This window comes from Catellatospora sichuanensis, assembly GCF_007483665.1.
GTDB classification, from domain to species: Bacteria; Actinomycetota; Actinomycetes; order Mycobacteriales; family Micromonosporaceae; genus Catellatospora; species Catellatospora sichuanensis.
Genome location: NZ_VIQO01000001.1, coordinates 394,650 through 407,914, shown reverse-complemented (window position 1 = coordinate 407,914; position 13,265 = coordinate 394,650). Strand labels below are relative to the sequence as shown.

The following is a 13,265-nucleotide window of genomic DNA, read 5'->3' as shown; positions in this document are numbered from 1 at the left end:
CGTGTTCACCACCGTGCTCATCGCCAACCGGGGCGAGATCGCCCTGCGCGTCGCCCGCACCTGCCGCGAGCTGGGGTTGCGCGTGGTATCCGTCTACTCCACCGAGGACCGCGACGCCGCCGTGGTGGACCTCGCGGACGAGGCCGTCTGCATCGGCCCCGGCCCGGCGCGCGCCAGCTACCTGAACATGTCCGCGATCCTGGAGGCGGCCCGGCGCACCGGCGCGGACGCGGTCCATCCCGGCTACGGCTTCCTCTCCGAGGTGCCGGACTTCGCGGAGGCCTGCGAGGCCTGCGGCATCACCTTCGTCGGCCCGCCGGCGACGGTGATCGAGCGGTTGGGCGACAAGGCCGCCGCCCGGGCCGCGATGGCCGCTGCCGGGCTGCCCATGCTGCCCGGCAGCGACGGGCCGGTGCAGTGCCCGGACCTCGCGGCCGGGGTCGCGTCCCGGATCGGCTACCCGGTCATCGTCAAGGCGGTGGCCGGGGGCGGCGGGCGCGGCATGCAGGTCGTACGTGAGCCGTCGGACCTGGTCCGGCAGTTCCGGGAGGTGAAGTCGGCGGCGCAGTCGCTGTTCGGCGACGACCGGCTCTACCTGGAGCGCTACCTGCCCGCCGCGCGCCACGTCGAGGTGCAGATCCTCTGCGACCAGTACGGCAACGGCGTCTACCTGGGCCTGCGCGACTGTTCGGCGCAGCGGCGGCGACAAAAGATCATTGAGGAGACCCCCGCGCCGGGCCTGCCCGCCGAGCTGGCCAGGCAGATGGGCGAGGCGGCGCTGCGCGGGGCGCTGGCCACCGGCTACGTCGGCGCGGGCACCTTCGAGTTCCTGGTCGACCACGACGGCGGCTTCCACTTCATGGAGGTCAACTGCCGCATCCAGGTCGAGCATCCGGTCACCGAGTTGACCCACGGCATCGACCTGGTACGCGAGCAGCTGCTGATCGCCGCGGGGGAGCGGCTGACCCTGCGCCAGGAGGATCTGGTGCCCCGCGGCGCGGCGATGGAGTGCCGGATCAACGCCGAGGACCCGTCCCGCGACTTCGTGCCCGCACCAGGGCGGCTGGTCGAGCTGCGGCTGCCCGCGGGCCCGTTCGTCCGCGTCGACACCGACGCCTATCCGGGCGGCCGGGTGTCGCCGGCATACGACCCGCTGCTGGCGAAGGTCGTGGTGTGGGCGCCGGACCGGCCGCAGGCGCTGCTGCGCATGCGGCGGGCGCTGGCCGAGTTCCACGCCGCCGGGCCGGGCCTGGCCACCAACCGCGACTTCCTGCTCGCGGTGCTCGACCATCCGCAGTTCATCGAGGGAACCCACGACACCTCGCTGGTCGCCGGCATCAAGTGCCACGGGGCGCGGGGTCTGACCGAGGAGGCATCCATTGGCTGACAGGGACAGTGACGTCCTCACCGATGTCTGCGTGATCGGCGGCGGGCCGGCCGGGTTGGCGCTCGCGCTGCTGCTGGCCCGATCCGGGGTCGACGTCACGGTGGTGGAGAAGTCGTCCAGCTTCGAGCGGGCGTATCGCGGGGAGATCCTGCAGCCCGGCGGGCTGGCGGTGCTGGCGGAGCTGGGTGTGCTGGCCGCGGCCCGCAACCGCGGCAGCCACGTGCACGATCGCTTCCAGCTGGTCAACAAGGGCAAGGCGGTGCTCGGGGTGGACTACCGGGACCTGCCGGGGCCGTACAACTACATGCTCAGCGTGCCGCAGCAGTACATCCTGGAGGAGTTGCTGGCGGCCTGCCGCCGGGAGCCGACCTTCCGCTACCTCGCCGGGACCCGGATCACCGACCTGGTGCGCGACGGCGGCGCGGTGCGCGGCGCGGTCGTCTCCGGTCCGCGCGGCCAGCGCACGATCCGGTCGCGTTGCGTGGTCGGCGCGGACGGGCGGTACTCCAAGACGCGGCAGCTGTCCGGCATCCCGTACGACCGCCGCGACGTGTTCACCTTCGACCTGCTGTGGTTCAAGCTGCCCGCGGCGGGCGAGTCGGTGCGCGACGTGACCATCCGCGGCGGCGGCGGACGCATGCTGCTGAGCTACCGCAGCTTCCCGGAGGGCATCCAGCTGGGCTGGGCGCTGCCGCACGGCGGCTACCGGCAGTTCGCTGCGCGGCCGTTCACCGAGTTCCGGGACGAGCTGTGCCGGGCGGTGCCGGAGTACGCCGGGCGGGTGTACGAGAAGGTGCGCGGCCTGGCCGACCTCAGCCTGCTGGACGTGTTCGCGGGGACCGCCCGCGAGTGGGCGCGGGACGGGCTGCTGCTGATCGGCGATGCGGCGCACACGCACAGCCCGCTCGGCGCGCAGGGCCTCAACCTGGCCCTGCAGGACGCGGTGCTGGCCCATCCGGCGCTGGTCGCGGCGCTGCGCAAGACCGGCCCGGTGGATGCGGCGGCGCTGTCGGGTTACACCACCGCGCGTAACGCCGACATCAACAAGGTGCTGAAGTTCCAGCACCTGCAGGCCAAGGGGATGCTCGGCAGCCGCAGCCGGGCGCTGGAGGTGGGCCGGCAGGCGGTCGCCTCGATCGTGCACCGCACCCCGATCGGTCACAAGCTCACCCGGATGGTCGCCTTCGGCAACCCGCGCTGCCGGGTGCGCACCGACCTGTACGCCACCGCGACCGGCACCAGCCCCGCGCCGCCGGGCTGACCGCCACCGCGACCGGCATCGCTCGCCTCGGCGGGCTGCCACCTGGTCGGAGGTCACCGAGGTTCCTGCGCGCGTGCTGCCCGGCCGTTCCGATCCGCCCTTTCCAGCAAGGAGACTGATCATGCCCATCATCGACCTGTCCACGGCCGTGGACGCCGCGGCCTGGGAACCCGAGCCGGTCATCCACGACGTCATGACGCCGGCGCAGGGCGCGGTGCACATGGCGGAGGAGATGGCGCTGCATTTCGGCGTCGACTTCGACCCGTCCGTGCTGCCCGACGGCGAGCTGCTGTCGGTCGACACGCTCAAGCTCACCACGCACACCGGCACGCACATCGACGCGCCGTCGCACTACGGCAGCAAGGCCAGCTACGGGGTGCCGCGGCACATCGACGAGATGCCGCTGGACTGGTTCCACCGGCCCGCGTTCTGCCTGGACCTGCGCTCGGCGACGGGGCCGACCGTCGATGCGGACTTCCTCGACAAGGAGCTGGCCCGCATCGGCTACCAGCCGCAACCGCTGGACATCGTGCTGCTGCACACGGGCGCGTCGGCCTGGGCGGGCACGCCCCGCTACTTCACCGAGTTCACCGGCCTGGACGCCGGCGCCACGAACTTCCTGCTGGACAAGGGGATCCGGGTCATCGGCACGGACGCGTTCAGCCTGGACGCCCCGTTCGGCGCGATGCTCAAGCGGTTCAACGAGACCGGCGACCGCGGCGTGCTGTGGCCCGCCCACTTCACCGGCCGCGACCGCGAGTTCTGCCAGATCGAGCGACTGGCCAACCTCGACGCACTACCCGAGCCGTACGGCTTCACCGTGTCCTGCCTGCCAATCAAGATCAAGGGAGCCGGCGCCGGCTGGACCCGCGCCGTCGCCATCCTCTGATCCGCCCGGCCCGCGGCCGCCCGGGTGGCGCCCCCGGCCCGTTCACGCGACTTCCCGACCCTTTCCCAGAGACCTGAAGGAGACCGACCATGGCGATGACCGCCCTGCCCGAGATCACTGACACCTCGGCGATGTACCTGTCCGTCCAGCAGTTCTATGCCCGGCACATGCATCTGCTCGACTCCGGCCGCGCCCGCGAGTGGGCCGACACCTTCGCCCCCGACGGCACCTTCACCGCCCCCGGCCTGGACGCCCCGGTACGCGGCCGTGAAGCCCTCGCCGCCGCCGTCGAGCAGACCCACGCGCGCCTGGCCGCCACCGGCGAAACCCACCGCCACTGGCACGGCATGGTCTGGGTGACCCCCGCCGCCGACGGCCGCGCCCACGTCCGCTGCTACGGCATGGTCATCGCCGTCACCGCCGACGGCACCCCCCGCCTACACCGCCACTGCCTCTGCGAAGACACCCTCATCCCGGCCCCCGCCGAACCCGAAGGCTGGCTGGTCCAATCCCGCCACGTAACCCCCGACGCAGCCCCACCCGCCGCCAACTGAAAAGCGACGATCTTGCGCGGACTGTGGGTGCGACACGCCCTTTCCGGGCGTATCCCCAACAGTTCGCGCAAGATCGTCGCGATCTTGCCCGGTGTCCGGGAGAGGAGCGTCAGGCGGGGAGGCGGAGTTTCATGACGGCTCCCGTGGTGGCGCAGACGGAGCAGGTGGTGATGTAGGCGCTGCGGTTGCGGATGGCGATGCCGCCGGGGTGGTCGACCTTGTCGAGGACCAGCTCGGGGGCCTTGCCTTCGCCGCGGATGCGCATGAGGGCGCCGACGCCGCGGCTCGGGCCGAACATCGAGGTGTGCGTGAACTCCAGCGCGTACAGCGAGCCGTCCGGCCCGAACGCGATGTCGACGACCGTGGTCAGGCCCTCGGCGTACACCGTGGGCTCCTGGCCCGGCACGACCTTGAAGATGCGGGCCGACCCGGTGGTGAACGGGCGCCCGGTCAGCTCGGCGACGTAGTAGGCGCCGTCGCGGTAGACCACGCCCATCGGCACCGACTGCATCGGCAGCATGGTGCCCGCCGGCATGTTGAACTCGGGCGGCGCGGGCATCTGCCGCTCGGGGAACACGGCGAGGGTGCTCACCTGGCCCGCCGGCGTGACGAACAGCAGCGCGTTCGCGCCGGCGTCGACGACCGCGGCCCCGCCCGGCCCGAATGCCACCGACTGCGCGTTGGAGTCCAGCTCACCGCCGTCGGAGTTGTTCGCGGCCTCGTGGCCGGCGATGTCGGCGAGGCGCTGGGTGGCCAGCTTCGGCGAGGACCAGTCGCCGGACCGGTCGCGGCGCACCGACAGCAGCCGGCCCATCTGCGCGCCCGGCTCGGGCAGCCCGTCCCGGGTCGCCGGGGCCTCGCTCAGGCCGACGGTGAGCAGGGCGGGGTGGTAGCGGTCGAACGCGATGTCGTCGGGTCCGATCGCCTCGGTGCCGTCGGGACCGGCCAGCGAGGGCAGGCCCGTCAGCACGCGGGTCAGCGTGCCGTCGCGGTTGAGGCGGGCCAGTGCGCCGGTGGCGCCCAGGCAGCCGATGCCCTGCGGCCTCGGCAGGCAGGTCGGGTTGGCGGCGCCGTCGGCGCCCCGCCCGGCCTCGGTGACGTAGAGGGTGCCGTCGCGATCGAAGGCGAGGCCACGCGGGTTGCTCAGCCCGGTGTAGAGGACGGTCACGTCCGGCGCTGCGGCGGCGGGTGCGCCCTGGGCGACGGCGGACAGGATCACGGCCGACGCGATGGCCAGCCGTTTCATGGATACGAACACGAAGTTGCCTCCGGCGGGCAGGGTCAGGTGTCCGTACCAATAAAACCCATATCGCCCCATTTACCCTGCGTGACGCGCCCGCCACGCTGTGCCAACTCGCGCGGCTCCTGTTCGCCGCCCCCACCAAGATCGTCGAATTTGCCCGGCACCTGCGCGAAAGGGTGCTCAAGATACGCACGGGTGCCGGGCAGGCGGGTGGATCAAGCGTCGTGGTGGCGACGGCCGCTGGCGGGCGCGGGTGTCAGCAGGGGGCCGGTTCGGTGACCGGGGCGGGAGCGGCCTGGGCGGTGGCGGCGGTGCGGCTGCGGATGGTGAGCATCGGCAGGAAGAACTGGGCCAGCGGGCCGATCGCCAGGGCGTACAGGATGGTGCCGAGCCCGGCCTTGCCGCCGAGCAGGAAGCCCACGGCGACCACGCCGATCTCCAGTACGGTGCGCCAGCCGCGCAGCGACCAGGTGCGGGCGGCCAGTCCGGTCATCAGCCCGTCGCGCGGGCCGGGCCCCAGATTGGCTCCGATGTAGAGGCCACTGGCGAAGCCGCACAGCACGATGCCACCGATCATGAAGGCCCAGCGCGCGAGCAGGTGCGAGGGCTCGGGCAGCAGCTGGTTCGCCGCGTCCACGACCAGGCCGATGACCACGATGTTGGCGACCGTGCCGATGCCGGGGCGCTGGCGCAGCGGGATCCAGCAGAGCAGCACGGCCGCGCCGACGATGATCAGCACGGTGCCGACGCTGAGTCCGGTCCGCAGGGCGAGGCCCTGGTGGAGCACGTCCCAGGGCTGGTTGCCGAGGTGCGCACGCAGCATCAGGCTGATGCTCACGCCGTACCCGATCAGGCCGGCGAGCAGCTGGAACAGTCGGCGGGGCAGGCGCTCGCGCAGCGGCATGGGAGCGGGGCGGGGGGTGGTCGGGGCGGCGGTGGACGCCCGGCGCTGGGTCGTCCGGAGTGGCATGGTCAGTGGCTTGCGTGCGCCTGTCATGTCTGCCAGTCTGGAGGCCAATCGATAAGCCAGAAAGGGCCAATCCACGGGGACTGGCTCTTCCGGCCGAGGGAGTGCCTGCGATGACCGTCTCCGTGCGCGGTGTGCAGCTGGCCCGGCTGCTCGGGCGCTGGCACGCGCTGCCCGCCCGGCGGCGCAGCCCGGACTACGCGGCTCTCGCCTCGTCCGTGCGCGGCCTGCTCGCCGACGGGCGGCTCGCGCTCGGCGTGCGCCTGCCCGCCGAGCGCGAACTCGCCGAGGCCCTGGAGATCTCCCGCACCACGGTCAGCGCGGCCTACCGGGAGCTGCGGGACTCGGGCCACCTGACCAGCCGCCGCGGCGCGGGCAGCTGGACCACCCTGCCCAGCGGGCACCGGGTCGCGAGCAGCGGCCTGTGGATGCCCGACGACGAACTCGACCTGATCGACCTGAGCTGCGCCGCGCTGCCCGCCCCCGAGCCGCTGATGGCGGCGGCCCGCGAGGCGGTCGAGGAGCTGCCGCACTACCTGGGCGGCGCGGGCTACCACCCGAGCGGCATCACCGAGCTGCGCGAGGCCGTGGCCGACCGGTACACCGAGCGCGGCCTGCCGACCAGCCCCGAGCAGATCATGATCACGAACGGGGTGCTGCACGCGCTCGACCTGATCCTGCGGCTGCAGGTGCCGGTGGGCGCGTCCGTGCTGGTGGAGTCACCGACCTACCCGAACGCGCTGGCCGCGTTGGCGGGCCGCCGGGCCCGGATCAGCACACACGGCCTCGACGAGGGCGGCTGGGACGCCGAGCTGCTGCTCGGCGCGCTGCGCCAGACCCGGCCGAGCCTGGCGTACCTGATCCCGGAGTTCCACAACCCGACCGGCCACGTCATGTCCGCCGCGCTGCGCGAGCAGCTCGTCGCCACCGCCCAGCGCACCGGCACCGACCTGGTGATCGACGAGTCCTTCGTGGACCTGCCGCTGGACGGCCAGCCGATGCCGCCTGCGGTGGCCTCCTTCGACCGGCACGGCCGGGTGCTCACCATCGGCGGCATGAGCAAGCCGTTCTGGGGCGGCCTGCGCGTCGGCTGGATCCGCGCCTCCGCGCCGATCGTGCAGCGGCTGGCCGCGGTCCGGGTCGGCGTGGACACCGCCGGGCCGGTGCTGGACCAGCTCGTCGCGGTCCGCCTGCTGAGCCGCGCGGCCGAGGTCATCCCGCAGCGCCGGGCGCAGCTGGCCGCGCAGCGCGACGCGCTGGTCGCCGCGGTCCGCGAGCACCTGCCCAGCTGGCGGGTGACCGTGCCGTCGGGCGGGGTCACCCTGTGGGCCGAGCTGGACGGGCCGGTGTCCAGCGCGCTGGCGCGCGCGGTGGAGCCGCTGGGCGTACGCCTCGCGCCCGGCCCCCGGTTCGGCGTCGACGGCACGCTGGAGCGCTTCATCCGGCTGCCCTTCACCCAGCCCGTACCCGAGCTGGTCGACGGCGTGCGCCGGATCGCCGCGGCCCGCTACGACCTCGACCGCACCGGCCGTCCGCGGTGGAGCGAGCCTGCGCTGATCGCGTGAGCCACCCGCATCTCCGCGCCGTGGCAGAATGCGCCGATGGACGTGAACCTCGGCGGGCTGAACCTGCGCTGGCAACCGGAACCCGCCTCCTGGCACCTCGCGGGCGGCGTGCTCTCCGTCGCGGCTGGGCCGCAGACCGACATGTTCGTCGACCCGGGCGACCCGGATGCGACGCCGGTGCTCAACGCGCCGCGCGCGCTCGCCCCCGCGCCCGAGGGCGACCTGCAGTTCACGGTGCGGGCGCGGGTGGACTTCGGCGACAGGTACGACGCCGGGGTCCTGCTCGTCTGGGCCGGTGAGCGGCACTGGGCCAAGCTGTGCTTCGAGCGCTCCCCGGCCGGTGAGAACACCATCGTCACGGTGATCACTCGCGGCGACTCCGACGACGCCAACGCGTGGCCGGTCGCCGGGGACACGGTGTGGTTGCGTGCCTCCCGGGTCGGCCCGGCCTGGGCCTTCCACAGCAGCCCCGACGGCCAGGTATGGCAGCTGGTCCGCTACTTCGGCCTCGGTCCCGACGCGGGCCCGCCGATGATCGGCGTCGAGGCGCAGTCCCCGGTCGGCGCGGGCTGCACCGTCGTCTTCGACCGCGCCCGCCTGACCGCCACCCGCCTGTCCGACCTGCGCGACGGCAGCTGACCTGGGCAAAAACGTAGGGGCGGCTTGTGGCCGCCCCTACGTACCTCACTGCGTGGGAAAGAGCCCCCGCGCCGGTCAGATTTCGACGAGGGAACCCTCGTACATTTTCTCGATATCCGACGCGAAATTGGTCTCCACCGTGCGTCGCTTCAGCTTCATCGAGGGGGTGATCTCTCCGTGCTCGATGGTCAGGTCGCGCGGCAGAATGGTGAACTTCTTGATGGTCTCCCAGCGGTTGAGCTTCGCGTTCAGCTCGTCGATGTGGCCCGCGACCATGGCCTTGGCCTCGTCCGAGGTGACGATCTCCTCGTAGGACCTGCCCTCCAGCGGGGTGCCGGCGGCCCAGCCGGTGATCGCCTCGGGGTCGAGGGTCACCAGCATCGAGCAGTAGTTGCGCGAGTTGCCGATCACGAGCACCTGCGAGGTGTACGTGCACAGCGCCTTGAACAGGCCCTCGATGTGGCTCGGCGCGATGTACTTGCCGCCTGAGGTCTTGACCAGGTCCTTCTTGCGGTCCGTGATCTTCAGGAAGCCGTCGCCGTCCAGCTCGCCGATGTCGCCGGTGCGGAAGAAGCCGTCCTCGGTGAACACGGCGGCGGTCTCCGCGGGCAGGTTGTGGTACCCGCGCATGATCGGCGCGCCGCGCAGCAGGATCTCGCCGTCGGCGTCGATCCGAATCTCGAGGTCGCCGAGCGGCTGGCCGACGGTGCCGATCTTCAGCGCGCCGGGGCGGTTGACGAACGCGCCCGCGCAGTTCTCGGTGAGGCCGTAGCCCTCGCTGATGGGCAGGCCCGCGGCGGCGAAGAACTCCGCGATCGGCACCGACAGCGCGGCCGAGCCGGACACCATGTAGCGGATGTTGCCGCCCAGCCGGGCGTGCAGCTTGCTGAAGACCAGCTTGTGCGCGATGCCGTACTTGCGCATCAGGCCGCCGGGGACCGGCTTGCCTGCCTGCTCCAGCGCGACGCGCTCGCGGCCGACCCGCACCGCCCAGCCGAAGATCTTCGCCTTGAGCCCGCCGGCCTCGGTGGCCTGGCCGACGACCCGGTTGTAGACCTTCTCGAAGATGCGCGGCGCGGCGCACATCAGCGTCGGCTTGATCAGGCCCAGGTTGTCGATGATCTTGTCGACCCGGCCGTCCACGTACGTCGGCACGCCGACGTGGATGATGCCGCAGATCAGCGTCTTGCCGAACGAGTGCGACAGCGGCAGCCAGAGGAACTGCACGTCGGTGGGGAGCAGCACGCCGACGTCCGACTGCGCCACGCCCTCCCAGGTCCAGCCGCGGTGCAGCAGCTCGACGCCCTTGGGGCGGCCGGTGGTGCCGGAGGTGTAGATGAGGGTGGCCAGGTTGTCCGGACCGATGCCGGCGATCAGGTCGTCGACCAGCGACGGGTTGGCGGCCAGGGCCTCGGCGCCGCGGCGCTCCAGGTCGGCGAGCGTGAGCTGGGGGAACGCGGAGGCCGGGTCGGCCGCGCCGTCGATCAGCACGATGTGGGTGAGCGCGGGCACTGCGTCCCGGCTCATCTTGGCGGCCTGCGCCGGGTTCTCCGCGATCAGCACCTTGGACCCGGAGTCGGCGACGATGAAGCAGGCCTCCTCCGGCTCGGTGGTCGGGTAGACCGTGGTCGTCGCGGCGCTGGAGCACATGATGCCGAGGTCGGCGACGATCCAGTCGAGCCGGGTGTTGGCGAGGATCGCGACGCGGTCCTCCTTGCCGATGCCGAGCGTGGTCAGACCGGCGGCGATCGCCTTGGCGCGCTCCGCGATCTGGGCCCAGGTGTACCAGACCGGCGCGTTGTCCGCGTCCGGGCCGCCGAAGGCGCGGGCGTCGGGGGACGCCGCGACTCGCTGCAGGAACATGTCCGGAATAGACCGGTAGGGCACGTCAATGGTCATGAGTCGGGGCCGCCTCTGGTAGGCAAGAGTGACGGGGGACACGTTAACTTGGTGTTACCGAAGGGTAATGCTGCGCACGGGCTTGCGGAACCCCTCGGGAAGATCTTTATCCAGGGGTCACCGGGGCCGCCACCGGCCCATCGGTCAGTCGCAGGCGGCCGCATTCAGACGCCCAGCCGCGCGTGGCGCAACCGGTTCGCCTGCTCGGGCGGGCCGTCCACGCTGGCTCGCGCGCGCCCCTGCCGGCCGGACAGGAAAATCAGCAGCTCACTGGGAGTGCCGGTGAGGTTGAGCGGCTGGGTGCCGGGCCGCCCCGTGGTCACCGTGCCATGGCCCGGAGAGATCACCCGTACCTGCACCGGGTAGCGCCGCAGCGCCAGCGACGCACGCCGCCGGGCCTGCCCCCACAGCGCCTCGGACAGCCCCGGCTTCAGCTTGCGAGGCGTCCAGTCCGCGACCGCCCGACGGATGTCCTCGTGATGGATGAACATCTCGGCCAGGTTGACCAGCTCATCCAGTGGCCCGAGCCCCGCGGGGCTCCATCGCGGCGGGTGCCGCAGTTCGGTGAGCAGGGTGTCGAAGTCGCGGGCGGCGATCTGCTGCTGCACGGTCGCAGCGCGCCCGGCCAGGCGCTTGATCAGGATGCCCGCGGCCGCGTCGGGACGCCGTTCCCGCAGCAGCAGGTGCGCCAGGAGATCGCGCACGGTCCAGTCCCCGCAGAGGGTGGGGGCGTCTGGTCCGACCTCGGCCATCAGGTCGGCCAGAGCTAGCCTTTCAGCGAAGGCGTACCGGGTCATGCCGGCGATCCTACGTACCCTGAGAGCGGTGTGACGCCCGGCACAGGCCATATCCGCTCGCCTGGAGGTGCGGCGTCGGTAAGGATAGGAAGCCAAGCTAAATACTTACCGACCTGACGACGGGGATACGAGTGGCAGGGGAGACAGCCGGCACCGAGCCGACGAAACCGGAGATCACCGGGCGCGATGTGCTCGCGCGCGGAGCGCGGGTGATGTGGCGCGGCATCCGGGACGAGCCACGTCTGTTCGCCGTCGCCGTCGTGGGCAGCTGCCTGTTCGGCGCGCTGGTCATCGGGCAGGCGAAGGTGATCGGCTGGCTGGTCGAGGCTCTCGTGGTGCCCTCCACCACCGGCGGTGACGTCACCGCCGGGGTGATGGTGCTCGGCGCCTCGGTGCTGATCGCGATGGGCCTGGGCCGGGTCCTGGCCATCTTCGGCCGCCGGCTGGGCGCGGGCTTCATGCAGTTCGCCCTGCAGGCGAAGTACCGCCACGAGGTGACCCGCCGCTACCTGCAGCTACCGGTCTCCTGGCACCAGCGCCACGCCACCGGCACGCTGCTGTCCAACGCCAACTCCGACGTCGAGGCCGCCTGGTTCCCCGTCGCGCCGCTGCCGTTCGCGGTCGGCACCGTGTTCATGCTGATCGTGTCGGTGACGGTGCTGTTCGCAGTGGACTGGGCGCTGGCGCTGGTCGGCCTCGTGGTCTTCCCGGTGCTGTTCGTGATGAACGTGGTCTTCTCCCGCCGGATGGCCCCACGCCAGGCCCACGCCCAGCACATGCGGGCCGAGGTCGCCGCGATCGCGCACGAGAGCTTCGACGGCGCGCTCGTGGTCAAGACGATGGGCCGCGAGGACCTGGAGACCCGCCGCTTCGCCCAGCGGGCCGGTGAGCTGCGCGACGCGCTGATCAGCGTCGGCCGGCTGCGCGGCCTGTTCGACCCGCTCATGGAGTCGCTGCCGTTCCTCGGCACGCTGCTGGCGCTGCTGGTGGGCGCGTGGCGAATGAAACAGGGCGCGATCGAATTCGAGCAGCTGGTGCAGGTGACCTTCCTGTTCACGGTGCTGGCGTTCCCGGTGCGCGCCATCGGCTGGGTGCTCGGCGACCTGCCGCGCTCGGTCGCGGGCTGGGACCGGGTCGAGCACGTGCTGCAGGCGACCGGGCAGATGCCCTACGGCACGGCGGCCCTGCCCGGGTCCGGCGCGGCCGAGCTGAGCTTCCGCAACGTGGACTTCGCGTACGAGCCGGCGCAGCCGGTGCTGCACGACGTCACCTTCACCGTGCCCGCCGGGCGCACCGTCGCGCTGGTGGGCCCGACCGGCTCCGGCAAGTCGACCATCGCCACCCTCGCGGCCCGGCTGCTCGACCCCGACCAGGGCCAGGTGGCCCTCGACGGCGCCGACGTGCGCGGGCTGAGCTCGGCCTCGCTGGCCGCGACCGCTGCGCTGGTGCCGCAGATCGCCTTCGTCTTCGACGACACGGTGCGCGGCAACGTCGCGCTGGACCGGCCCGGCGTCGACGACGACCGGGTGCACGACGCGCTGGCCACGGCGCAGGCCGACACGTTCGTCGCGCGGCTGCCGGAGCACCTGGACACCCAGCTCGGCGAGCGCGGCACGTCGCTGTCGGGCGGGCAGCGCCAGCGGCTCACCCTGGCCCGGGCGCTGGCCGGGCAGCCGCGGCTGCTCGTGCTCGACGACGCGACCAGCGCCGTCGACCCCCGCGTGGAGGCCCGCATCCTCGCCTCGCTGCGCGGGTCCGTGCAGACCACGACGATCCTCGTCGTCGCCTACCGCCGGGCCACCATCGCGCTGGCTGACGAGGTCGTCTACATCGAGTCCGGCCGCGTGGTCGCGACCGGCACGCACGAGCGCCTGCTGGCCACCGTCAGCGGGTACGCAGACCTGGTCACCGCGTACGAAAAGGCCGAGGAGGAGCGCGAACGCGAGCGCGTCTACGACGCCGACGCCGCCGTCGCCGCAGAGGAAGAGGAGGTCGCCGCGTGAGCGAGCGGAGCGAGCGGAGCGAGTCGCAGTTTTCTCACGCTGTCGACGAGCGCAGCGAGGA

11 protein-coding genes are annotated in these 13,265 nt (G+C 72.3%); 7 read left to right on the top strand and 4 right to left on the bottom strand.

Translation table 11 applies throughout. The features are described 5' to 3' along the window. The first annotated feature begins 1 nt into the window (after position 1). From FLL47_RS16755 to FLL47_RS16740, 4 genes are all read left to right on the top strand, one after another. Positions 2-1,387 (top strand): acetyl-CoA carboxylase biotin carboxylase subunit, encoded by a 1,386-nt coding sequence (locus FLL47_RS16755; RefSeq protein WP_144121431.1) that lies wholly within the window; start codon positions 2-4, stop codon positions 1,385-1,387. Next, on the top strand, positions 1,380-2,648 hold the full coding sequence (locus tag FLL47_RS16750; protein WP_144121430.1) for an FAD-dependent oxidoreductase: 1,269 nt from the start codon (positions 1,380-1,382) through the stop codon (positions 2,646-2,648). The genes FLL47_RS16755 and FLL47_RS16750 overlap by 8 nt, the downstream gene beginning before the upstream one ends. Before the next feature lie 121 nt (positions 2,649-2,769). Further along, positions 2,770-3,537 (top strand): cyclase family protein, encoded by a 768-nt coding sequence (locus tag FLL47_RS16745; protein ID WP_144121429.1) that lies wholly within the window; start codon positions 2,770-2,772, stop codon positions 3,535-3,537. Positions 3,538-3,626: 89 nt separating this feature from the next. After that, positions 3,627-4,091, top strand: a complete 465-nt coding sequence (locus FLL47_RS16740; RefSeq protein ID WP_246158038.1) for a nuclear transport factor 2 family protein — start codon at positions 3,627-3,629, stop codon at positions 4,089-4,091. A 109-nt stretch (positions 4,092-4,200) separates the two neighbouring features. Here the strand turns inward: FLL47_RS16740 and FLL47_RS16735 are convergent, their stop codons facing one another. Continuing rightward, positions 4,201-5,349 (bottom strand): ScyD/ScyE family protein, encoded by a 1,149-nt coding sequence (locus FLL47_RS16735; RefSeq protein WP_186315768.1) that lies wholly within the window; start codon positions 5,347-5,349, stop codon positions 4,201-4,203. A 241-nt stretch (positions 5,350-5,590) separates the two neighbouring features. Further along, positions 5,591-6,238 carry a membrane protein YczE gene (gene yczE, locus FLL47_RS16730; RefSeq protein ID WP_144121611.1) on the bottom strand — a complete coding sequence of 216 codons (648 nt, stop codon included), beginning with the start codon at positions 6,236-6,238 and terminating at the stop codon, positions 5,591-5,593. 176 nt (positions 6,239-6,414) lie between these two features. Between yczE and yczR the strand changes: the two genes are divergently transcribed. Both yczR and FLL47_RS16720 read left to right on the top strand, forming a co-directional pair. Then, on the top strand, positions 6,415-7,866 hold the full coding sequence (gene yczR, locus FLL47_RS16725) for a MocR-like transcription factor YczR (RefSeq protein WP_144121427.1): 1,452 nt from the start codon (positions 6,415-6,417) through the stop codon (positions 7,864-7,866). A 36-nt stretch (positions 7,867-7,902) separates the two neighbouring features. Next, positions 7,903-8,505, top strand: coding sequence for a DUF1349 domain-containing protein (locus tag FLL47_RS16720; RefSeq protein WP_144121426.1), 603 nt, complete (start codon positions 7,903-7,905; stop codon positions 8,503-8,505). Positions 8,506-8,580: 75 nt separating this feature from the next. Here the strand turns inward: FLL47_RS16720 and FLL47_RS16715 are convergent, their stop codons facing one another. Both FLL47_RS16715 and FLL47_RS16710 read right to left on the bottom strand, forming a co-directional pair. After that, positions 8,581-10,404: an AMP-dependent synthetase/ligase gene (locus tag FLL47_RS16715; RefSeq protein ID WP_144121425.1), complete on the bottom strand. Its 1,824-nt coding sequence runs from the start codon at positions 10,402-10,404 to the stop codon at positions 8,581-8,583. A gap of 164 nt (positions 10,405-10,568) precedes the next feature. Then, the gene (locus FLL47_RS16710; RefSeq protein ID WP_144121424.1) at positions 10,569-11,201 is read right to left on the bottom strand and encodes a TIGR03085 family metal-binding protein; all 633 of its coding nucleotides are present in this window, start codon (positions 11,199-11,201) and stop codon (positions 10,569-10,571) included. Between the two features lie 212 nt (positions 11,202-11,413). On the opposite strand from FLL47_RS16710, the gene FLL47_RS16705 reads away from it, so the two are divergent. Further along, positions 11,414-13,204 (top strand): ABC transporter ATP-binding protein, encoded by a 1,791-nt coding sequence (locus tag FLL47_RS16705; RefSeq protein WP_186315782.1) that lies wholly within the window; start codon positions 11,414-11,416, stop codon positions 13,202-13,204. The last annotated feature ends 61 nt before the right edge of the window (positions 13,205-13,265 follow it).

Bases quoted from the DNA above. Each gene is read 5' to 3' on its own strand.
- FLL47_RS16745 (WP_144121429.1), top strand. From the start codon at position 2,770: ATGCCCATCATCGACCTGTCCACGGCCGTGGACGCCGCGGCCTGGGAA.
- FLL47_RS16740 (WP_246158038.1), top strand. From the start codon at position 3,627: ATGGCGATGACCGCCCTGCCCGAGATCACTGACACCTCGGCGATGTAC.
- yczE (WP_144121611.1), bottom strand. From the start codon at position 6,238: ATGCCGCTGCGCGAGCGCCTGCCCCGCCGACTGTTCCAGCTGCTCGCC.
- yczR (WP_144121427.1), top strand. From the start codon at position 6,415: ATGACCGTCTCCGTGCGCGGTGTGCAGCTGGCCCGGCTGCTCGGGCGC.
- FLL47_RS16720 (WP_144121426.1), top strand. From the start codon at position 7,903: ATGGACGTGAACCTCGGCGGGCTGAACCTGCGCTGGCAACCGGAACCC.
- FLL47_RS16715 (WP_144121425.1), bottom strand. From the start codon at position 10,404: ATGACCATTGACGTGCCCTACCGGTCTATTCCGGACATGTTCCTGCAG.
- FLL47_RS16710 (WP_144121424.1), bottom strand. From the start codon at position 11,201: ATGACCCGGTACGCCTTCGCTGAAAGGCTAGCTCTGGCCGACCTGATG.
- FLL47_RS16705 (WP_186315782.1), top strand. From the start codon at position 11,414: ATGTGGCGCGGCATCCGGGACGAGCCACGTCTGTTCGCCGTCGCCGTC.